This is a genomic window from Ekhidna sp., assembly GCF_039960695.1.
In the GTDB taxonomy this organism is placed as follows: Bacteria; Bacteroidota; Bacteroidia; order Cytophagales; family Cyclobacteriaceae; genus Ekhidna.
Genome location: NZ_JBDVKP010000020.1, coordinates 465,069 through 487,195, shown reverse-complemented (window position 1 = coordinate 487,195; position 22,127 = coordinate 465,069). Strand labels below are relative to the sequence as shown.

The following is a 22,127-nucleotide window of genomic DNA, read 5'->3' as shown; positions in this document are numbered from 1 at the left end:
AAGTTTAATGTGTTTCATTTTCCCCAAAAATTTAAGCGTGCACCATAGTTTATATTATTCGTTCATAGTTAATATTCTTTAATCATGATTGCTAATGAAATGAAAGAGCAACAATGACCTTTGCCTTGAAAGATTTTTTTTGATACAAGCAACATTGGCTTAATAATCATGTCAAATCAAGTAAACGCAAATATGACCATAATGAGAACAGTAATAATCCTTGCTTTGATTTGCTCGTTTTTAAACTCGATAGGACAAAATAGCCAACCAGACTTAGTCGAGCATAGGCTTGATGGATATGTATTAGAAGCCTTAGATAAATGGAGGGTTCCAGGCATAGCTATCTGTATTGTCAAGGATGGAGAAGTTTTGGTAAGTAAGGGATATGGGGTTACAAATATTGAGAAGGCAGATAGTGTTGATGAAAATACACTTTTTCTAATTGGATCTACCACAAAAGCTTTCACAGCTACTGCGATAACTCAGCTTGCAATCGAAAAAGGGTTTTCCTTGGATGATCCAATTATCAATTGGATTCCTTCACTCGAACTTTCGGATCCTTGGCTTACTAAAATTGTTACAATTCAAGATCTTCTCTCTCACCGATCTGGTCTAAATAAATTCGCTGGCGACTTCATTTTTTTTGGAACTGATCTAAAAGCCTCAGAATATATCGAAAAGTTCAAGTATTTACCTGCTGAAAATGAATTCAAATCATTCAGCTATACGAACGCTGGCTATTTTTTAGTGGGTGAGATTATTCAAAAAATTACAGGGATGACCTACCCAAGCTATATGGAGGAGTCCATTTTTGAACCTCTTGGAATGAAAAGGACCGGCGCAAATACTTCTGCATGGTCAGAGAGAGAAAATTATGCATCACCTCATGTAGTTGATCAAAATGGAGAGTTGGTTGTATCCAAAGTAGGTAAGGCAGATAATATGAGTCCTGGTGGTGGCATTTATTCAACTTCATCTGATTTAGGAAATTGGCTTCTTGCACAACTAGACAGTGGGAAAGTTAATGGGATGCAGGTATTAAGACCTGAAGTCGTTTTGAAGGTAAGAGAGCCAAAAATTTTGATTGGAAGGACTGGAATGCCTTATGCGATGTTTAACAGAAGTCAGTTTGAGCATTATTCATCAGGCTGGTATAACATGGATTATGAGGGGAGAGAGTTTATAACTCATAATGGAGGGATGTACGGTTTTACATCGTCTGTAACTTTGATTCCTGAAATTGATTTGGGAATTGCCATCCTTACCAATTCGGATAATCATTTACTTTTTGAAACAATCAAACTTGAAATAGTTGATTCGTTTCTACAATTACCATTTCGCGACTACAGTAATATTGCACATCGATTTTATGAATTTCAAAAAAACCAAAAATCAAATCATTTGGCAGTAGTCAGGAATTCAATAAAGCCACTTAACAGTCTTGATAATTTAGAACCTTATATAGGCACCTATTCAAATGAGGTATACGGAGAGTTAGAATTGGAAATGGATAATGAGGAGTTTGTGATGAAATTCCAACATCACAATATGCAAGCTTCGCTTAATTACTTGAGCGAAGGAAGGTTTTTGTGTACATATGATGATCCGATTTATGGAATAGAGGTTAGCGAATTTCTAATAGAAAATAATGAAATAGTTGGCTTTATGCTTTCTGTAGATGCTAATGTGGAGCCTAATTCGTATTTTTTTAAGAAAGTCAATAACTAAGCTGTAATAAGTTTTTGAAATAAGTTAAAAAATTTTGTTCGATTCCATGATTTATGAAGCCTTCCTAAAATCATAATTTTTCTCTAGAAAAAAAATCAAGTACAGGTTTTGGTGTCAGTGGAGTTTTGCGCTATAAAATCGAGAAAGCCAGATGACTATTGCATATAGTATGAACAAAATAGGATTAGAGATGATGAAAATGAAGATGGAATTGAACTTAAGGTATACAGCTTATAAATTCATTTCTGATAGACACATTTAAGAGATGATAAAGTAATGATCATATGAGAAAATTAGTAACAACTTTCCCAAGTGCTATTAAAAAGCTGATCACTTATGTGTTCATAATTTTTTGCGCTTCTAATGGGTACTCCCAAAGTAACCTAAAGTCTCAGAATCGATATAAAATAAAAGTAGTTGAGAAAAAATTGAGATTGGTCGAAGTACAGGCTACAATCTTGGTTAAAGATTCAAAATTACAGATGCGTTTCTGGGGCTGCCCACCTGAAATTGAAAAAGGCTGGGCGGAATTCGTAGAAATACTATCTATTTCAAATGAAGAAGGGGAGTCGATCGATTTTGAATGGAATGACCTTACGAGAGAGTGGGATTTAAATATCCGTGGCAATTCTATAATTAATCTACTATATAAAGTAAATCTATCTCACGATAATCACAATTGGGATTCAGCTGGGGGAATTGATGGAAGACCTACTGTATGGCTTGATAATACCATTTTCTGGGCAACAGCCGGATTGTTTGTCTATAGCAAGGAGGAGCACCCAGCCGAATACGAAATCACGTTTGATGTGCCGGTGGAATGGAAAATATCAACTGCTTGGGTACAGTCGTCGAATCGAATTTTTATCGCGAAAAATTCGGAAGAGTTAATTAACAATCTTTTGATGATGGGCAATCATTCCGAAAAGGTTATTCAAGTTGATAATATGTCTCTTACCATAGCGACTCCTTCAAATTTTAGTCACAGAATAGAATTGATACATAAAAGTTTAGAGCAAATACTTCCAGCTTATAGAGAAATTTTTGGTGAGTTACCATCTGCCAACTACTTAGTGTGCGCTTCTAAGAATGAGATTCAAGATGGTGAAGCTTTTAGAAATAGTTTTCATCAAATGTTTCAAGATAAAGACTTAGAACACACGAAGATTGTATGGGCAAACACTCTTGCACATGAAATGTTTCATTATTGGAATGGCACAAATTTTCTCTACAGTGAGGATTATAAAAGCAACTATTGGTTTTCGGAGGGTTTCACGGAATACTATTCAGCTCTAACATTACTACGAGTTGGCATTATAGATGAAGAGGATCACCTACGATGGTTGGCTTATCAATTTGCTAGGATGAATACCGCTCAAATGCTTGATAAAGATCGAATAAGTCTAGTTGATGCTGGCAAAAAAAAAGGAGAAAATTGGTTTTTAATATATGGAGGAGGTGCGACGATGGCATTTATTCTTGATGTAGAAATAAGATCGAAAACCAACGGAGTGAAATCATTAGATGATTTCATGAAAGTCTTGTATCTAAAATATGGAAAAGAAGGAAAACCCATTAGCCTTGAAATTCAAATTCAAGAATTAAATAAGCTAGCCAAGGTAGATTTTAGACCATTTTTTGACAGTTACATTATCGGAAATGATCCTGCATTTGAAGCTATCAATAATGCTTGTGAAAAAGCTGGTCTGGCATTGGCCTACTATCAGAGAGATTTTTATTTGAACCTAGAAGAAATGGAGGAGGAAAGTATTTATCGATCGATGAGTAAATAAAAAGTCTTGGAAGAATTTATTTTTTGACGAAACGAAAAACTAAAATAATGAATAGAATAGGTCTGTTTTTAATATTGATGACTTTAAGTCCATTACTCGTGGCTCAATCTAACCCACCTTAAGGTTGAATGATTAGAAATAATCTGCGTCATAGTTTCTATTATCTCGTCATAAATGACACATTTTGCCGCAACTCTATTCTGTCTTTAATAGATTTTTTTAAATCTTTACTGATTGATTTTTCAAACAAAACAAGTTTTTTAACCAGTCTGCTCCTATCTAAGAAATGATATTGGAAAGAACTCTAATTACCCCCCGCCAAATGAAAGGTATAGCTCTGGTAGTAGCACTAGGTGCTTCTACTTTCCTATTCGGGCAACCTAATCCAAGGTATCCTGTTGATTCAGATCAACTCAATGCAATTGTTGAAAAAATGATTGAAGAAAGAAATATACCGGGGTTAGCCATCGGAATTGTGAGAGCCGATGTACTCGAATACTTCTACACATATGGATATGCTGACAAGAAGAATAAAATTGAGATTGAAACAGAAACAGGGTTTCAAATTGCTTCTTTAACAAAACCAATTATTGCAATACTAGCAATGAAGCTCTATGAAGATGGTAAAATCGACATTCATAAACCCGTTCAAAATTATCTGCCGTATGCAGATATTCCTAAAGCGATACCACCGGTAAGCATGGCACACCTACTGACTCACTCTTCAGGTTTACCTGAAGAGCCGGTGAATCGAGTCAATTTGTCAAATACTCCATCTGTTCCTAAACCGTATTCGAAAGAAGAACTGTATGATGGACTCAAGAACACTCAATTACTTTTCACACCTGGAACAAGTGTTCAATATTCGAACCTCGGATTTAAACTAGCAGGCCATGTCTTGGAAGAAGTAGCTAAGTCTACATTAGAAGAGCTACTGAAGTCTGAAATACTCGAACCTTTAAAAATGAATTCAACCTATGCGCAAAATAAGCCTTTGTACCTCAATGAAGCATCCCATTATTGGAATGTCGACAATGCAGCTGAGCCTCATGCGCGTTGGAAAATAGGTGAAATTTGGGGAAATGGAGGGTTGACCTCCACTATCGGGGATATGTCCAAATTCTTAAGTCTTCAATTTAAGAGAAGTAGTTCTGTTGAAGGTGTTATTTCACCTAGCCACATCGTTTTATCACAAGTTTCCAAAATTCCAACAAATCGATCGCATTCAGAATTCATAGGATTTGGATGGTACATAGGTGTGGATGAGAAGGTGGGGAAGCATCTATTCCACACAGGAAATGCAGACGGACATAGCAGTTATATTTCATTTTCACCAGAAGATGGTGTAGGGTTCATTGTTCTTGCAAATAGAGGTAATGTTGCCGACGATATTGGCGAAGAACTTCATGAAGTTATTTATAATGAATTGTCATTAATTAAACGCCAGATCGGCATGGCCTTCTCTGAAGGAAACTGGCAAACTCTTTTGCAAAAGAGCAGCGAACTCATAGGCCTAAACCCTTCAAATAGTAGAGCACATTACTTGAAAGGAAAAGCACTTTACATGCTTTCTGAATACAAGGAGGCAGTATCATATTTAAACGTTGCAATTAAAGACAACATCTACAAAGACTATGCGCTCTTTTATCAGGCATCCTGCATGGCCAATCTTGGTGAGGATGAAAAAGCGATTGAATATTTAAGCCAAGCTGTTAACTTGGGATTTAACGATGGCGATGCGCTTATGAGAGATTCCAATTTATCCCGGTTTTCTCATGAACCATCATTCAAGAAATTGGCAGAATATGCGCATTAACTAATGAATAAGGAGGCAGTCACTTATACTAAAGTTTACCACCCAAAGCTTGTAATGACTTTGTCGTCAAAAAACACTTTGATTGTGTCCTGCTCATTAAGATAAACATGGTGAATTTTGTTATTGTTCATGGTTATTTCTTTGTAATCAGCATACTCCATTGGGGATTTTAGATCCTCTGGAATTGACTGGGTTTGATGCTTATAATCGTCCTTTGCGAATTTTACGAAAATTGGAGATTCACCTTCAGTTGATCTAATGTTGATTGCATAAAAAGGCTTGGCCTTTTCAGTAGCGTTAAAAATAACATAATCACTCCTTGGAGACCATGCAATTGCAAAGCTTTCCGGGTTAAGTCCTGCTTCTAGAAGGGTGACAGATTTTGTTGAATAGTCTTCGATATATAAGGTATATTTCGAATTGTTTTTCAAAAAATATGCGACCTTGTTTCCATTTGGAGATAGGTGAACGGCAATTTTTTCATTCATTTCGTTCTTAAATAGTAAAAATATTGAGATTGTAATTACTGAAAGAAGTGCCGCATATTTCCACCACTTGATAACACTTTTGTTGTTTTCACCTGAGGCAATTGGTTTCTGCGTTAAGCGATAGCCTTTCTTTGAAATCGTTTCGATTAGAGATTGATCACTCCCTCCTTTGTCAAGGATTTTTCGCAGTTCTGAAATAGCCCGATTCAACGAGCTTTCAGTAACGATGGTATCAGTCCACACAGTTTCAAAAAATTGTTCTTTAGTTACAACCTCTCCATCCGCATCAATTAGCGCTTTCAATACTCGCATGTTCTTATCGTGAATGCGAATTTCTTCGATCTCATTTTGCAACATCAACCTATCTGAAAAAATTTTCCATTGGCCTAGTTGATACACCTCCTGCTTATTTGATCTCATTCAGAAAAATGTAAGGTTTTTTCATAAAAGGGTAATGGGGTATTCAGATCCTTAACCGACATATTGAGTTAATCATTGTCTAACAAAATTAAACGAAATGAAATTGACAATTTTTAACAAAGCATTGATTCTGATGCTATTATCAGCTCCCATACTAAACCTAAACGCTCAAGTAGATAGAAGGTTAATTGAGGAAGTTAAGATAGAATCGAAAATTTTAAAAGAGACTCGACCAATTCTGATATCAAAACCTACAGGGTATGATTACTCAGAGGATTCCTATTTTGTTGTCTATGTTTTAGATGGTAATATAAACACCGCATTTACAACTGGAATCTGTGAGTTGCTTTACCAAAGTGGTTATCCAAAACTGCTAGTCGTTGGTATTCCAAATACCAATCGTGCAAGAGATTTAACACCTTCTTCTGATAATCATGATGCAATATCAGGTGGAAGTGCTGACAATTTTCTTTCGTTTCTCGAGACCGAACTAATTCCGTATGTCGATGGAAATTATAGAACTCATGATTATCGTGCGTTGATAGGACATTCGTGGGGTGGGCTTTTTGTATCCCATGCTTTTAGTCAGAACCCCAAGGTTTTTAATGGATATATCGCGATTACGCCAACCATCGTTCACAATGACTTCAAACATGCTCAGGCATTGAAAGACAGACTTAGAGCAGATAAAAGTCTCAATAATTCATTTTTTTTCTCAGTAGGACACGAACCAGGAGAGGAAGGCGATGGTGTTTTTGAGATGAGGGACTGGTTTGAAGAAAATGCACCACGATCTCTAAAATGGGATTTTGCTTACTATCGAAAAGAAAATCATTCAACTACCCCACTAATTGCAACAATTGATGGACTCAGATTTATTTTTAGTGATCTGGTTTTAGATGACAACTTGGTCAAAGAAAAAGGGTTCCAGTTTGTAAAAGATTACTACGCTTCTCTTGAAAAAAAATACGGTATTCCAATTAAGATACCTCAAAGGGTAATGATGACTTACGGTTATGAACTTATGAACCTGAAAAGGTATGATCTAGCCATAGAAGTGTTTAATCACTTTGAGAAAATTTATCCAAAGATTCTAGTATCCTATGATGCGCTTGCGGTGATATATGAAGATCAAGGTAAGAAGAAAGAAGCCATAAAGTACTTGGAAAAGCTCTTGGAAGTGGCTCCATGGTATGAGGATGCGAAGATTAGGCTAGATAACCTAAGGAAGAAATGAAAAAGTCAATTGTGTTTATTGTGTTTATCATGGTTTCTATGAATGGTCTGGCCCAGCAAAAGGTCAGACCACTCTCTAGAATAGAAAAGGAACAAGCTATTAATTCAATTGTTTCAATTCTAAATACTGAATACGTTTTTCCTGAAGTAGCTCAAAAACTATCAAAAAATCTTCAAGAAAATCTCACGAAGACCAGATATCAGTCCATTACAAACCCAAATACATTTGCCCTACTTGTGACAGAAGACTTACAATCTATTAGTAAGGATAGACATCTTCGAGTATTCTTCGCTCCAGATGAAATAAGAGTAAAAAGGATGGTCATTTCAACTGAGGATAGCATAAGATACCTTCAGGAGAAAGCCGATCAAATGAGTAAGAGAAACTTTGGATTCAAAGAAGTAAAAATCTTGGACGGAAATATTGGCTACTTAGACCTTCGGATGTTTTATGATCCACATTTCGCTGGAGAAACCGCCATTGCAGCAATGCAATTTTTAAATAGAACAGATGCCATAATTATTGATTTAAGAAATAATGGGGGAGGTGAACCCACAATGATCCAGCTGTTATCAAGCTACTTTTTTAACTCCACCCCAACACACCTTAACAATTTTTATTGGCGGTCATCAGATATGATTCAACAAACTTGGACACTACCGCATGTTCCAGGTACTCGAATGCCTGAAGTGGATATTTACATTCTAATTGGCTCAGGGACTTTCTCGGCAGCCGAAGAATTTGCTTACAACTTTAAAAATTTAAATCGTGCAACTCTCATCGGAGAGTCAACTGGAGGAGCCGCACATGCTGGAGATGTTAAGATAGTATCAGAGTACTTTATGATATGGGTGCCAAATGGACGAGCAATCAGCCCAATTACTAATTCAAACTGGGAGGGTGTTGGCGTTGAACCAGACATAAAAACTAACAGCCAAGCAGCATTGAAATGTGCAAAAATATTAGCATTAGAAAAGCTACTTGTGCGCACGGGATCAGCTAAGGAAAAGAACTACCTTGAATGGTACCTACAATCAGCTAAGGCGGGACTAAATCCAGTTAAAATGAACATTTTAGAAACCGAATCATACATAGGTACCTATGGGCCAAGATCGGTTAAAGTGATTAACGAAGACCTATATTATCAGCGTTCTGGTCCAGAATATAAGTTAATCCCAATGGGTGGGGATCTGTTCATGATTGAAGAATTAGCAGATTTTAGGCTAAAGTTTATTAGAGAAAACAACATGATTAACGCGCTTCAAGGAGTCTATCGGAATGGAGATGTAGATGTGTCTTTAAAAGACATGAATTAGCAAGCTTCAATACGACAGTTTATGATGATGACATTATTTCATTAAGATCGTAAGTGTTTGCGTCACAATTTCAATCCATGCTTCATAATTTATAATACATCCTCATATGTTCTTCTAATGGGCGCATCATTTTTTAGTGAACGTTTGACTACTGACGAACTTTACGGACGAGTTAATAACCAATATTTATCATAAATAAACCTATATGAACGTAACTCTAAGAATCATTTTAATGATGCTTTTTATTTTTCAATTGAGTTGCCAGAAAAATTCACATGAGACGAATGAGATTAGGTATTTCTCTCAATTGACAGGGATCATTTCTCCCTATTTCGACTATCAGCCAAGAGGTGAAATAAATCGATCTGAAGCATCTAATATGAATCATTATAGGGTAATCTATGATACAGAAAATAAGATAAGTGAGCTTTCTTATTACAAGGGAGAAAATAAAAGCAATGAAAGTTATTTTAGAACGCATACAGTCAAATACAATTATCGAGATAAAAAACTTGAGCGTACGTATTACAATTTGGAAGGGGAAAAAGCATTCATGTGGAGGCACTACTACATGGGCGGCCCTATTCATAAAGAAGTATTTGCACTTAGCAATGATGGTAGAAAAGCATCATTAATTTTTGAAGATACTGTTGGAAACCAAGCAGTAACAACATTAGGCACAGCGCTGATTACATGGGAGACTCTCAACGAGCGGACTTTTATTCAAGCACAATTCAAATTAGACGGGAGCCCTAACCTGCTGACCGAATACTTCCCGTTTTATAAATCCCGGATCACCGCTAACAAACGAAACCACCTTCTCTTAATAGAAAATGTAAATGAGGATGGGTTACTCAGCATGAGTGATAGTGCAGGATATGCTAGAGTTAAGTTCGTATTCGATGAGTTTGGAAATGAAATGAGCTGGGAATTTCAGGATGTCGACGGAAACCTTGTGAATAGAGTTCCATTCAGAAAAATGGATCATGGCTATGCCAAATGGACGTATCAGAAATACTGGAAAAATCGAATGTTGGGACTTGTGGATTCAGTAAGTGAAAAATATTTTGGTGCAAATTCTAATCCAATAGAAAACAACTTCTCCATACATGAGACATTCTATAAAATGACCAAGGGCGGAGATTTGAAGTCAATAGAATACTACGGGCAAAATAAGGAGCCGCGAATGCACCCCCAACAAGGATTTTTTAGAATGTCTTTCCAATACGATTCAAAAGGTAAAAGAAGCGTTGTTCAACGATTTGATGTTGAAGGAGCAGAAATAGAATGAAAGAGACAGTAGATATGAATAGGGGCTCTAAGAAGTTTTGCTTGAATTGTGAATCCGAGGTTCACGCCACATATTGTTCAATCTGTGGTCAAAGATTCTTCTTATACAAGCCGAATCTAGGCCTGTTGATTACAGAGTTTTTCCAAACCTTCTTTTTACTAGATTTAAGAGTCTACAGAACCATTAGAGAAATTCTTAAGAAGCAAGGACGTTTTGTAAAATCTTATATCGACGGCAGACAGGTTGACTTTGTAGGTCCTGTGCATTTCTTCATTTTGATTTTAGGTGTCTACCTTCTGGTTTTTGTATCAGTGGGCAATTTGATTTATGATTCAATAAATGACAGCTTTGTTCAGGAAGATGAAACAAAGCAAAAGATTGAACAACTAGGCACTTTTCTTAAAATAAATCTAAACTATCTATATTTTCTTCTTCCACTGGTTTTCGCAATGGTCATGGGATTGTTCATTCAGAAAGGAAGGTACAATTTCGCCGAAAAATTAATTGTTTCCTTCTATTTAATAGGAATAGCCATCTTAATGAACTCGGGTATATTATTATTAGCTCTTTTAAACGTCAAACTTTTCGCTCTAAGAATATTAATCATCATTATACCTCTACCAATTGCATTGATGCAGTTAAAAGACGAATATGGAATATCTGATTATTTCAAGAGTCTCGCAGTTGTACTCTTAAGCTATTTCATATATGCTATTCTGGTTGCAGGAATTACCATTCTAATGATGAAATGATGGAAGCAGTATATCATATTCTGAACGGGGATACATTAAAGGACAAATTCACTCTTCCAGGTGAGGTGATTGTTGCTAGAGAGTGCCTTGTTGATGGAGATGTTTCTGGTGAAAATTTGACAGATTTTTGGAATAGAAGAGCTGTGTATCTGAGTAAAGCCTATTCCATTCCATCAACAGAATACTATCAAAAATCTATCCCTGAATTTCAGAAAATTTTGTCGATACCAGCCTTTAGCACAGTGCATTTATGGTTTGAAAGAGATCTTTTTTGTCAAGTTAATTTTTGGTTTTGTTGCTCGCTAATCAATAGATCTGACGTAGAAGTCTTTCTTGTAATACCTAGTAAAGACATTGGTTGGTCTGGTTTTGCAAACATGAAGACGGCTGAACTAAAAAAGCAAATTCTCGCTAAAGAAAGACTTTCAAAAGATGATATTCAATTCTTCAATCAATGTTGGATCGCTTTTAAGCATAATCGTTTTCTGGACTTAAAAAGTCTAGCCGATGCTTCAAAATTTGATTTCATAAAACAGGCTATTAATGCCCATTTAAATAGAGGCATTGAAGATGATAATCAACCCACTATAGTGCTTAAACGAATTATAGAAGATTTAAAAACCGTTGAATTCTCAGCGATTTTTGAGTCTTTCTGTGAAAGAGAGGGAGTATACGGGTTTACAGATATTCATATTAAAAGACTACTAACTAAAATTCAAAAAGAATGAAGAACATATTGGTACCTATTGTGCTTGGTTTAATGATTGCCGTTGACGCGCAACCGTTTAGTAAAGATTATGTAAATCCCACACCGGGATACAGTAATGCAGTTGTTGTAACTAACGGGAATGTTAAAACCATTTATGTGGCGGGTCAGGTTGGACATGGACAAACGTTAGAGGAACATTACAAGACTTCATTTCTAGGTGTTTTAAAACAACTCAAAGATGCAGGAGCTTCTTTCTCCGATGTGGTAAAAATGACAATCTATATTGACGATTATCGGCCTAGACATCTCGATATTATCTCCAAAGTACGTATGGAAATTTTTGGCGAGGGTAATATGCCGGCCATCACGATGGTTGGGGTGGAGGAATTAGCCTTAAGGAGTATGAGGGTTGAAACGGAGGCAATGGCAATAGTTGAGATAAAAGAAATGATCGGGCAAGACGTAAAGCTTTTATCTGCTGACGAATTGAGGCAAGCTAAAGTCTTTAAATCTATTGAATCTACTCAAGGGATGGAAGATTCCGTTTATGTACTCGACTTCTCAGGAACAGAGTTGACTAAAATTCCGGATCAAGTATTCCGATTGGATAATCTTCAAAGCTTGAATCTGAGTAATACAGGAGTTAGTGTTATCTCAGAAAAAATAAGTCAGCTAAAAAAACTTCAAAAACTGAATGTCGATCATCTAGAATCCCCAAACCAAAATCTAAATGCCCTTCCCAAAGGTATTATGGAGCTCCAGAATCTTGAAGAAATAAACATCAATGGAAATCCAAATTTGGATTTGGAAAAAGTATTCGATCAACTGGCCAGCTTTTCCAGTTTAAAAATTCTTGCAGTGATGAATAATAATATTGTAAGACTTCCTGAGAATGTAAAGAATCTAAAATCTATTGAGCAAGTATGGATTGGCCAAAACAAAGACTTAAACATCTCCTTAGCATTAGACGATTTGAAAAAACTACCCAACTTGAAGCATCTAGGATTTGGTGGTATTGGTATAGAAACTCTAACCTTCAAGGAAGGCTCGTTTCAAAACCTTGAGAATGTATGGCTGGCTGGCAATCGTTTAACTAGCATACCAGGAGTTGAGAAGCTGTCAAAGGTCAAATCAATAAGCCTAAACAACAATGGATTAAAAGAATTGCCAAATCAGATTTTTTTGTGTGAAAATCTTGAATCACTCTCGCTAAATAATAACCCTGAATTGAATGTAGATGAATTGGCCAAGAATTTGGTCAGCCTTCAAATGTTACGAGTACTTAGCCTGAACAACAACGATATGGAAACGATACCAGATGTCATTGGAAAAGTGAAAAGTCTACAATATTTGGTAGTCCGTGGAAATGAGATACCAGAGAAAGATGTGAATCGATTTCAAGTGCTTTTTCCATCCATTAAGATCATTCAATAATCGAATATTTAACACAAACAAATAGAATTATAAACCTATTCAAACCTAAAAATTATGAAAGACTGGAAAGCCATTAAAGTATCTGTAATATTTCTGATCGTTATTGGATCCTTCATTTTCTCAAGAAACGAATTGAGCGCCCTTCTAAGTGTAGATGTACTATTATTGGTAGTCTTTGGCGCATTCCTGGATCGGTTAGTTGTTGGGTTAAGAAAGAAACAAACTGAGTAAACATCAAATCCAAAATCAAACGAGATGAAATACACAACTATACTGCTTTCACTACTTATATCCTCATGCAGTTCGATCAGTGAGAAGGGAATTTCTAAGCAATGGCTTGGTAAACCGGTGAAGTTCAGTCGGATCCAAGAATCGGTCAATATCTATCACATGTTTGACTCTACGGGAACAAAAATTGGCTCAATGGATTTTGGCTGGTCATTCGAGGATGGGATGTTAGTCTCACGAGATACTTCTCAATTTGATGATGGAAGTGTGTATGAAACTGCTGTCTTCGAATTTGATACTGCTGATTTTACAATGTCAGCAGTTTTTATTGATATGTCGATGGGACCAACTACTCTGGATGTCGATGTATTGCACGAGGATGGAAAAATACAAGGTAGAGCTACTATGAGAAGAGACACTCTTTCTAGACAAAATCTAGTGGATTCTGTTTACGGACTTGATGCCTTTAGAGAAGAGCTTTATATGCTTATGCACGCAGTGGATTACGAACCGGGAGATAGCTTGGTACTAGATGTCTTCGTTCCAACTGGATTCGGAATTTCTAGAGCGGTCATTAAATATATAGGTCAAGATCAAGTCGAGGTGCCAGCAGGGAATTTCGAATGTATAGTGATCTTACTTCAATCTAGTGGTGGAATGCCCACGAATAAGATTTGGATAAGTAATGTAGAACCAAAGAAGATCGTAAAATTTTATGTTCCTGGGCCGGAATTAACGATTGAGTTAATCAAAAGTCAATTTTGATTCTTTGAAAATTTCTATACACGAAGATATTATGCTAATAATTCGAACAAAAGATGAAAGAAAGTGATCAACAGGTAATTAGTCTTGTAAGAAAATTTGAGAAAAGACTTCTGACAAAAAACGAATGGGATCACACATCCCACTTATCTGTTGCTATTTATTATGCTTCGGCATATGGTTATGGTGAAGCCTTAGTAAGAATTCGGAAGAATATTAAGGAATTCAATGAGTCAGTAGGAACACCTAATTCCAATTCTGAAGGCTACCATGAAACAATTACTCAGTTCTGGTTGACTACTGCCTTTGTTTTTATAGAAGAGGAGAAATTTAACTCAATTTCTCAGGCATTAAGTGAATTCTTACAATCTCCTTTTTCTAAGAGAGAATATCCACTTGAGTTTTACAGTAAAGAACTTTTGATGTCAGCTGAAGCCAGACATAAATGGGTAAAATCTGATTTAAAGCACTTTATTCCTTACGATAAACTTCGAACATGATGACTAGAAAATACCGTATTGATATGAGCCAATTAAAACTTCGACCAAGAGGATTCAGATGGGTCATATTTTTCATTATTTGTGGGTGCAACAATTTAAACAATAGTAATATTCAAATAGAAAGTCTGTTTAACGAGTATCATAAGGAATATTTAGCTTTGTATCCATCTCAAGCCACTGAGATTGGAGTGCATGATTTTGATAGCCTATATGAAGTGGACATTAGTGAAGATCACCGCACTAAAGCGAGGGAATTCTATCGAGGCTACCAGACAAAACTGAATTCTTTTCATTATGATGAACTGACTATTGAAAATAAATTCTCCTATGATATTCTGAGTTACAATATTGAAACGGGTCTTGATGAATTGAACTTTCCTGATCACTTAATACCCTTCAACCATACCGTAAACTGCGTGCCGGCTGAATTTGCCAACTGGGGCTCAGGAGAATCTGCTCACCCTTTCAATTCAGTCCAAGATTATGATAATTTCTTGAGTCGAATGGAAGATTTCACAGTGTGGATTGATACTTCAATCTCAAACATGAAAACAGGAATTGACCAAGAGGTTGTTTTGCCTAAGATAGTATGTGAATTAACTATTGAAAGGATTAGGCCACTTGCTGTTGAAAAATTTGAGGAAAGTGAATTTTATCACCCTATTCAGGCATTACCTGTACATTTCACTGAATTTGACAAGAAAAGATTACGAGATAATTATAAGAATGTAGCTGAAACTACTTTACTTCCTGCTTACCAGCGATTGCTTGACTTTCTTCAGAGGGAATACTTACCAAATACTAGAGAAACTTTAGCATGGTCTGATCTTCCAAGCGGAGAAGAATGGTACGCTTTCAAACTTAAAAAATTCACTACGGCAAATCTCACTGCGAATGAAATACACCAACTGGGTATTGAAGAAGTCAGCAGGATTTCGAAATTATATGAAGAGAGATTGTCAAATCGATCTGAAGAATGGCCACTTCATTTCTTTTACAACGAAGATTCGTTAGCTAAAGCTTATCAGAATATTTACGATGGGAGTCAGGCTAAATTAGATTCTTTATTTGGGATCACACCGAAAACTGATTTGGAAATCAGGCCATCTACTCTAGGTTCCTATTATGAACCTGGATCTTTGGATGGCTCCAGATCAGGTATTTTTTATTTCTATGCTTATAACTTGAGTGAAAACCCGGATGTTGTTAGCGAGGCACTTTTTTTACACGAGGCAGTTCCGGGGCACCATTACCAAATTGCAATTCAAAGAGAATCGAACCTTCCTGACTTCAGAAAGAGTTCATTCTACTCAGCTTTTATGGAGGGTTGGGGACTTTATGCTGAGAGCCTGGGATCAGAGCTGAATTTGTTTCGAGACCCCCGCCAAAAACGCTGGAAACTTGAATCGGAATTATGGAGAGCCATTAGACTTGTAGTTGATACCGGCATTCATCACTTAGGGTGGTCAATTGAGGATTGTCAAGATTATGTAGCTCAGTATCATTTTGGCCAAATGACAAGGGAGTTTCAGCGATACGTTGGAGAGCCTGGTCAGGCTACTTCTTATAAAGTAGGAGAGTTAAAAATTCTGGAATTAAAAGAGCAAGCCAAAACGACGCTTGAGGACACGTTTGATCCAAAAGAGTTTCATTATGAAATTCTCAGTATGGGAGCAGTGCCCTTAACCTTATTTGAACAAAGAATTAATCACTGGATTCAAGAGAAATCCAAATAATATAAATCTCGAAGAATGAAACCATTGGCAAAAAGAGCACATAATAGTAAAGACAAAATAGTAAGATCAATTCTATGGACTTTTCATATTTTCTTTCTATTTATTTCTTGTAAATCAGAGCAAACTCCTGATCTCGAAAAATTTGACAATAGACTCCAGCCAGATATAAGAATTGAAGGAGAGTCTCTATGGAATATTGAAGATAGAATGAAATATTATGGTACTCCCGGAGTGAGTATTGCCATAATTAAAGATTTTAAAATACATCAGTTAAAAACGTACGGGGTTACTGACACTAAGACTAATGAACCCGTTAAAGAAAGTACTATTTTCAGAATTGGTTCAATTAGTAAACCTGTTTCTGCTTATGCCGCTTTGAAGATGGTTGAGCAGGGGAAATTGTCTTTAGATAGCCCTGTTAATGATTACTTGAAGTCTTGGAAGATTCCATCAAATGAGTTTACGCAACAAACACCAGTTACGCTGAGGCAAATTTTAAGCCACACAGCTGGATTTAATATTGGCGGGGGTGGCGGTTATGAGACCCCTCCATTCCCCACTCTTTTGGACGTTCTGGATGGAAAACCTCCTGCCACTAATGATCCTATTCGGGTGGTGGAACCACCTAACACTAGACACAAGTACTCAGGTGGAGGTTATGCGGTCATGCAACAGCTTATCATGGATGTAGAAGGAATGAGCTTTGATTCTATTGTCAATAATCTGGTATTTGAACCTTTAGATATGCGATCAAGCACATGTTTATCAATACCATTGCCTGAAAAATTTGATGAGGCAGCAGCTACTGGACATTTAGAAAACGGTGAGGCCATCCTAGGAAAAAGCTGGTATAAGGCTATGTTAGCACCTAGTGGTCTGTGGTGCACAGCAGAAGATGTAGCCAAGTTTATTATTGACATTCAGAAAACACTAAAAGATGATTCCGGAAAGGTGATCTCTCAAGACATGGCTAACATTATGTCTGAACCCTATCTAAGTGATTTTTACGGTTTAGGGATTATGAGTCAAATAAAAGAAGGAGAAGAGTACTTATACCATAATGGTGCTTCACCTGGGTTTACTGCGCGTATGTGGCTGCATAAAAAAGACGGTTATGGTGTTATTGTAATGCAAAATGCGATGAAGGTCTCACTGCTCGAAGAAATTGAAAGAAGTATTGCGGACACATACAATTGGAAAGGGTTTTTGAACTCAACTTATAAAAAGGTTTTAATAGATGAAAAGGAGTTTGAAAGAATTAATGGGAGGTATAATGTAGCTTATGACAAGCTGTTCCGAATTTTCAAGGAAAACGAAAAATTGTTTATAAAGTATCAGGAGTCTCCGAAGACAGAACTAATAAGGGTCTCGGATTCGACATACGTAAGAAGAGACAGAACTTATAAGTATAGCTTTAAAAGAGATCCAGTTAATGATGAATTTTACACCATAATCACCTTAGATAATGGCCGTGAGTTTAAGTATTCGAGGTTATCGAAAAATGAAAGCTTTGCTTCCGAGTTTATAGATAATGGAGATTTTGATCAAGCCTTTAATGCTTATCAAAATTTGATTGATAACGAAGCTGAGATGAAGGAGACAATAATGAACAGGCTAGTTGATTGGGGAGTTAATATAGTTCACAAAGAACAAGAGTATGAGAAGGGTATTAGCATCGTTTTATTATCGACGAAATTATTCCCTGAATCACCCAGCGTTTGGTCCAATTTGGCCTGGGTTTATAATGAGGCTGGAGACACTCAACAGGCCATTAAATTCTATAAAAAATCGTTGGAAATAGACCCTGATAATACGTTCGCAAAACAGGAATTGATAAGACTCTCAAACTTATAAGTATGAAATCTATAATTCTCCCCTTACTTTTTGTATTAACGTTTTTGATATGCAAAACAGCATTCTCTCAAAAACATGTTTTAGCAAAAGAAAAAGCCATTTCGAAGATACCTCTGAGTAATGGCGACACCTTGTCAATTGAAGAATTAATGGCTCAAAATGGATTAAAGGGCTTAAGTGTTGCCGTTTTTGAAGATTATAAAATAATATGGGCTGACTCATGGGGAGTCAAGTATGATTCAGTACCATTAGATGTAAATACAGCTTTTTCTACTGCATCAATTGCTAAACCAATTACTGCTACCTTATTTTCAATTCTTGAAGAGAAGGGCTTAATCGATTTAAGCATCCCGGTTAACAATTATCTCAAGAGGTGGAAGATCCCTGTTGGGGAATACAATAAAGATACACCTATCACCTTGGAGCATTTATTAAGTCATACAGCAGGAACTACTCAAGGGGGTTTTATAGACTTCTATGAGGGAGATGAAATACCTACCATACTAGAATCTATAAAGGGTGAAATACCAAATTCAGATCATGACGAGATAGAAATTACTTTTAAACCAGGTTCGCATTGGAAATATAGCGGAGGGGGCTACACTATAGCGATGATGGCTTTAGAAGACCATCTTGAGAAGACATTAGCGGAATTGGCGCAACAATACATTTTTGACGCATTAAATCTTCAAAACACTACGATGATTCAGCCTAAGTATAATCCACTTAAAAGGGCTACTATATCTGATTCACTATATCAGGCGGGTGAAATTTTGAATCTTGCAAAAGCGCATGACAATACTGGAAATGTAATTAGAACAGGTTTTCCGATAACACCTCAAGTTTCAGCATCTGGTTTATGGTCTACTCCAACTGATTTGTCACTATTCTTAATTGAAATTCAAAAAGCATTAAATAATAAATCGAAAATTATATCAACCAGTGTTGCAAATCGGGTTACTGAAATTGTCACTTTAAAGGTGATGCGAGGTTGGAGCCTGGGTTGGGAACGTAGATATGCTTTCGGAAATCTAGATTGGTTTTCTCATGGAGGAGCAAATACTGGTGTGGGCGGTCATGTCTATGCTACAATGGAAGAAGGTAAAGGGATTGTCTTGCTTGGTAATGGCCCGAATTCAATTCGTGTCCCAACAATAAATCTATTAAGGGACAATATCATCAGAACTCACAAGTGGGGGTTACAATATGATTGGGAAAACAAAAAGGAAATTCCGGAAGCCTTAACAACCAAAATTGTAGGGCGCTATGAAGACTTAACCTTTGGGGCAATATTTGAAATAAAAGATATGAATGGTAAACTTTATGTTCCAAGTTATTGGAATGGTGTAAGAAATGATTTAATCCATATTGGTGATAATACATTTATTACAAATGAAGTTCCCGGTAAATTCAAATTCATTTTTAGTGAAAAAGACACTTTAATTGAATACTCCAGAGATGAAAATGTGCCTTCAGAAATTATGTACGAAAAGTTTTTCGGTAAGCTTCCGAATGAAGTTGTTCTTGAAGGTGGGGATTATAATAGTGCACGGGAAGCATATAAGAAACTTCAAGTAAAAAAACCGAACCATTCCTTGGTGCAAGAAAACTCAATCAACCGATTTGGGTATCAATTAATTCGAGATAAAGAATTTGACAAAGCCATTTTGATTTTTAAGATTAACACGGATTTGTATCCGAATAGTGCTAATGTTTTTGATAGCCTTGGTGAAGCGTATATGCTTAATGGTGACAAATTAAATGCAATCAAAAATTATAAAAAATCTCTAGAGTTGAACCCAAATAACGAAAATGCAAAAAAGAATATTAAGGAAATGTCTCAATGAGACTCTAAAAATAATTCATTATGGAATCATTTACTAAAATTTTAAACTGCACATGTCTAATTGTTTTAATCAGCTTAGTAACGAACTCATTGGTATTGGGTCAAGAGTTAAGTTATATAATGTTAGACAAGGAAATTAATGCTGATGGTATTTTAATTACTAATAATGGAGTCATTTACGCTGCAGAAGGATGGGATGGTTCTAAAATTTATAAAATAAAGAATGGACAGGTAGAGGTGTTCGCATCTAATCTTCAGGGACCAATTGATATAATAATGGGTAAAGATGGAAACCTTTATGTGTCTGAATGGATGAACGGCAATAAAAAAGGGGGACGAATATCAAAAATTTCATCGAAAGGTAAGGTTACAACATTTGCCGAAGTAAAGCCCGGTCCAGGCCTTATGACAATTGATATTAAGGGAAACATATATGTTACACATAATATTAACGATGGGTCAGGTTTTATTTCAATAATTGACCAAAATGGTCAGGTTATTATTATTATATCTGATCCTCTACTTGTAAATCCTGGAGGAATTGATTTTGATGATGAAGGGAATCTTTACGTTGCTAATTTCAATAACGGAAATATTATAAAAATCACTGATGGAATTGCAAGTGTTTTTGCAAAAATATCAAGTAATAAACAATGGAGAATTAGCTATTTGAAATTCATAAAAGGCAATTTGTATGTTGCTGGATTGCAGAATTTTAAAATTTATAAAATTGATTTGCATGGTCAAATAGGATTTTTATTTGATGCTGAAAATACAAATAGTGAGTTAGTAAACAAATCAAATCAAAACAACATACAACCTGATGGTTTAGCCTTTGATCGTAAAAACAATGTCCTATATTTTACAGAATTATTTACTAAATCAGACCGCATACAGACTATTAAATTGAAATAAGAATAAATAAAAACCAACTCAATTGTAAAAACTATCAAACTTATAAAGGATGAAAACTATAATTGTTCCAATACTTCTACTACTCGTACTATTTGGTTGTTCAAACCAGAGAGAGATTACTTTAATAGAGAATGAAAGTGCTCCTCTATTAAAAGAATTTATGGATTTAAATCCAAAATCGAGGATTCAAATAACTGATTCCTCAGAACCCGGCCAACAGTTATTATTATGTGTTTATGTGATAAATAAACATAATAATGAGCCAATTGTCGACGAGGAAATAGAAACTTATCACACTAACAATGATGGTGAATATAATCCTACAAATCCTGAAGATGAGTCCACCTGCAAGGTTAAGTGGAAAAGCTAGAACAGATTCGGCAGGAAGGGTTTTCATTTCTACCATCTTGCCAGGTGATTATGGATCTAGTACTGATAACCGACACATTCATACTACCATCCCTTCTGCAAAACCACAAGCATATGACATATATTTTAGACAATATTCTACTTGGATGAATAGAAGGTTTGTTAAAAAAAGCAATCAACATTTTTTAGCAGAACTTTATTTAACAAGTGATGGTCTTTTAGTAGGCTTTGTAACCATAGAAATTTCAAACTAAGTATCGATAAAAATAAACCGAATTGAAAAAAAAAGTATTGATAATTATTGTTGCAATTGGATACGTTATCGTAACTGTCTTATCACTTCCTGATACCCCCAAAGTCTACTCAGAAGACATGGATTTTCTTGCGATTACCAACCCTCCAATAGATGTCCAAGGGTTGGTAAAGTCGGCTTGTTATGATTGCCACTCCACAGAAGCATCTTTTCCTATTTATGCATACTTCCCTCCCATTTCAAATTGGATTAAGGGGCATGTTAGACATGGAAAAGGGAAGTTGAATTTCAGTAAATGGGAAAGCTATACAATTGAAGAAAAAAGAGAAATCCTTGGACTGATTAATGATGAAATAGTGAAAAAAGAAATGCCTCCTTCAAACTACCTAATTATGCACTCTGATGCAGAATGGAGTAAAAAAGAAAGTGAGATGGTAATAAGTTTTATCAATAGATTAAGCCAAGAGTTGGAAAAGCCATAAAAAAGATTGTGTTGTTTTTTCAAAACGTCCGAAGTTTTTAAGATTAACACGGATTTGTATCCGAATAGTACGAATGTTTTTGATAGCCTAGGTGAGGCATATATGCTAACAAATCAAATGCAATCAAAAATTACAAGAAATCTCTCGAGCTGAACCCAAATAACGTAAATGCAAAAAAGATATTAAAGACATGTCTCA

19 protein-coding genes are annotated in these 22,127 nt (G+C 35.9%); 18 read left to right on the top strand and 1 reads right to left on the bottom strand.

Translation table 11 applies throughout. The features are described from left to right. The first annotated feature begins 201 nt into the window (after positions 1-201). The 3 genes from ABJG98_RS18435 to ABJG98_RS18425 all read left to right on the top strand — a co-directional run bounded on the left by ABJG98_RS18435 (position 202) and on the right by ABJG98_RS18425 (position 5,337). Positions 202-1,728, top strand: a complete 1,527-nt coding sequence (locus ABJG98_RS18435) for a serine hydrolase (RefSeq protein ID WP_348281027.1) — start codon at positions 202-204, stop codon at positions 1,726-1,728. 284 nt (positions 1,729-2,012) lie between these two features. Beyond that, positions 2,013-3,521 carry a hypothetical protein gene (locus ABJG98_RS18430; RefSeq protein WP_348281026.1) on the top strand — a complete coding sequence of 503 codons (1,509 nt, stop codon included), beginning with the start codon at positions 2,013-2,015 and terminating at the stop codon, positions 3,519-3,521. A gap of 322 nt (positions 3,522-3,843) precedes the next feature. Beyond that, the gene (locus ABJG98_RS18425) at positions 3,844-5,337 is read left to right on the top strand and encodes a serine hydrolase (RefSeq protein WP_348281025.1); all 1,494 of its coding nucleotides are present in this window, start codon (positions 3,844-3,846) and stop codon (positions 5,335-5,337) included. A 35-nt stretch (positions 5,338-5,372) separates the two neighbouring features. Here the strand turns inward: ABJG98_RS18425 and ABJG98_RS18420 are convergent, their stop codons facing one another. Next, a complete protein-coding gene (locus ABJG98_RS18420) occupies positions 5,373-6,245 on the bottom strand; it encodes a winged helix-turn-helix domain-containing protein (protein ID WP_348281024.1) in 873 nt (290 codons plus the stop codon). A 97-nt stretch (positions 6,246-6,342) separates the two neighbouring features. Here ABJG98_RS18420 and ABJG98_RS18415 point away from each other — a divergent pair, with 97 nt between their 5' ends. The 15 genes from ABJG98_RS18415 to ABJG98_RS18345 all read left to right on the top strand — a co-directional run bounded on the left by ABJG98_RS18415 (position 6,343) and on the right by ABJG98_RS18345 (position 21,929). Then, positions 6,343-7,482: an alpha/beta hydrolase-fold protein gene (locus tag ABJG98_RS18415; RefSeq protein WP_348281023.1), complete on the top strand. Its 1,140-nt coding sequence runs from the start codon at positions 6,343-6,345 to the stop codon at positions 7,480-7,482. After that, entirely contained in the window at positions 7,479-8,798 is a 1,320-nt protein-coding gene (locus tag ABJG98_RS18410; RefSeq protein WP_348281022.1) for a S41 family peptidase, read from the top strand. Before ABJG98_RS18415 ends, ABJG98_RS18410 begins: the two co-directional genes overlap by 4 nt. Positions 8,799-9,003: 205 nt before the next feature. Next, the gene (locus tag ABJG98_RS18405; protein WP_348281021.1) at positions 9,004-10,089 is read left to right on the top strand and encodes a hypothetical protein; all 1,086 of its coding nucleotides are present in this window, start codon (positions 9,004-9,006) and stop codon (positions 10,087-10,089) included. Beyond that, entirely contained in the window at positions 10,086-10,841 is a 756-nt protein-coding gene (locus tag ABJG98_RS18400; protein WP_348281020.1) for a DUF3667 domain-containing protein, read from the top strand. Before ABJG98_RS18405 ends, ABJG98_RS18400 begins: the two co-directional genes overlap by 4 nt. Before the next feature lie 65 nt (positions 10,842-10,906). After that, the gene (locus ABJG98_RS18395; protein ID WP_348281019.1) at positions 10,907-11,569 is read left to right on the top strand and encodes a hypothetical protein; all 663 of its coding nucleotides are present in this window, start codon (positions 10,907-10,909) and stop codon (positions 11,567-11,569) included. Beyond that, positions 11,566-12,984, top strand: coding sequence for a leucine-rich repeat domain-containing protein (locus ABJG98_RS18390; protein WP_348281018.1), 1,419 nt, complete (start codon positions 11,566-11,568; stop codon positions 12,982-12,984). The genes ABJG98_RS18395 and ABJG98_RS18390 overlap by 4 nt, the downstream gene beginning before the upstream one ends. A 54-nt stretch (positions 12,985-13,038) precedes the next feature. Continuing rightward, positions 13,039-13,215, top strand: coding sequence for a hypothetical protein (locus ABJG98_RS18385; RefSeq protein WP_348281017.1), 177 nt, complete (start codon positions 13,039-13,041; stop codon positions 13,213-13,215). 24 nt (positions 13,216-13,239) lie between these two features. After that, positions 13,240-13,977 carry a hypothetical protein gene (locus tag ABJG98_RS18380; RefSeq protein ID WP_348281016.1) on the top strand — a complete coding sequence of 246 codons (738 nt, stop codon included), beginning with the start codon at positions 13,240-13,242 and terminating at the stop codon, positions 13,975-13,977. Between the two features lie 53 nt (positions 13,978-14,030). Then, positions 14,031-14,474 carry a hypothetical protein gene (locus tag ABJG98_RS18375; protein ID WP_348281015.1) on the top strand — a complete coding sequence of 148 codons (444 nt, stop codon included), beginning with the start codon at positions 14,031-14,033 and terminating at the stop codon, positions 14,472-14,474. 23 nt (positions 14,475-14,497) lie between these two features. Then, complete coding sequence (locus ABJG98_RS18370) at positions 14,498-16,210, top strand: DUF885 domain-containing protein (RefSeq protein WP_348281014.1); 1,713 nt, start codon at positions 14,498-14,500, stop codon at positions 16,208-16,210. Between the two features lie 15 nt (positions 16,211-16,225). Beyond that, positions 16,226-18,064, top strand: a complete 1,839-nt coding sequence (locus ABJG98_RS18365) for a serine hydrolase (RefSeq protein ID WP_348281013.1) — start codon at positions 16,226-16,228, stop codon at positions 18,062-18,064. Between the two features lie 2 nt (positions 18,065-18,066). Further along, positions 18,067-19,911 carry a serine hydrolase gene (locus tag ABJG98_RS18360; protein WP_348281012.1) on the top strand — a complete coding sequence of 615 codons (1,845 nt, stop codon included), beginning with the start codon at positions 18,067-18,069 and terminating at the stop codon, positions 19,909-19,911. Positions 19,912-19,931: 20 nt separating this feature from the next. Beyond that, positions 19,932-20,825, top strand: a complete 894-nt coding sequence (locus ABJG98_RS18355; RefSeq protein ID WP_348281011.1) for a hypothetical protein — start codon at positions 19,932-19,934, stop codon at positions 20,823-20,825. Positions 20,826-20,874: 49 nt separating this feature from the next. Further along, a complete protein-coding gene (locus ABJG98_RS18350) occupies positions 20,875-21,195 on the top strand; it encodes a hypothetical protein (RefSeq protein WP_348281010.1) in 321 nt (106 codons plus the stop codon). A 275-nt stretch (positions 21,196-21,470) separates the two neighbouring features. Continuing rightward, positions 21,471-21,929, top strand: a complete 459-nt coding sequence (locus ABJG98_RS18345; RefSeq protein WP_348281009.1) for a heme-binding domain-containing protein — start codon at positions 21,471-21,473, stop codon at positions 21,927-21,929. Positions 21,930-22,127: the final 198 nt, after the last annotated feature.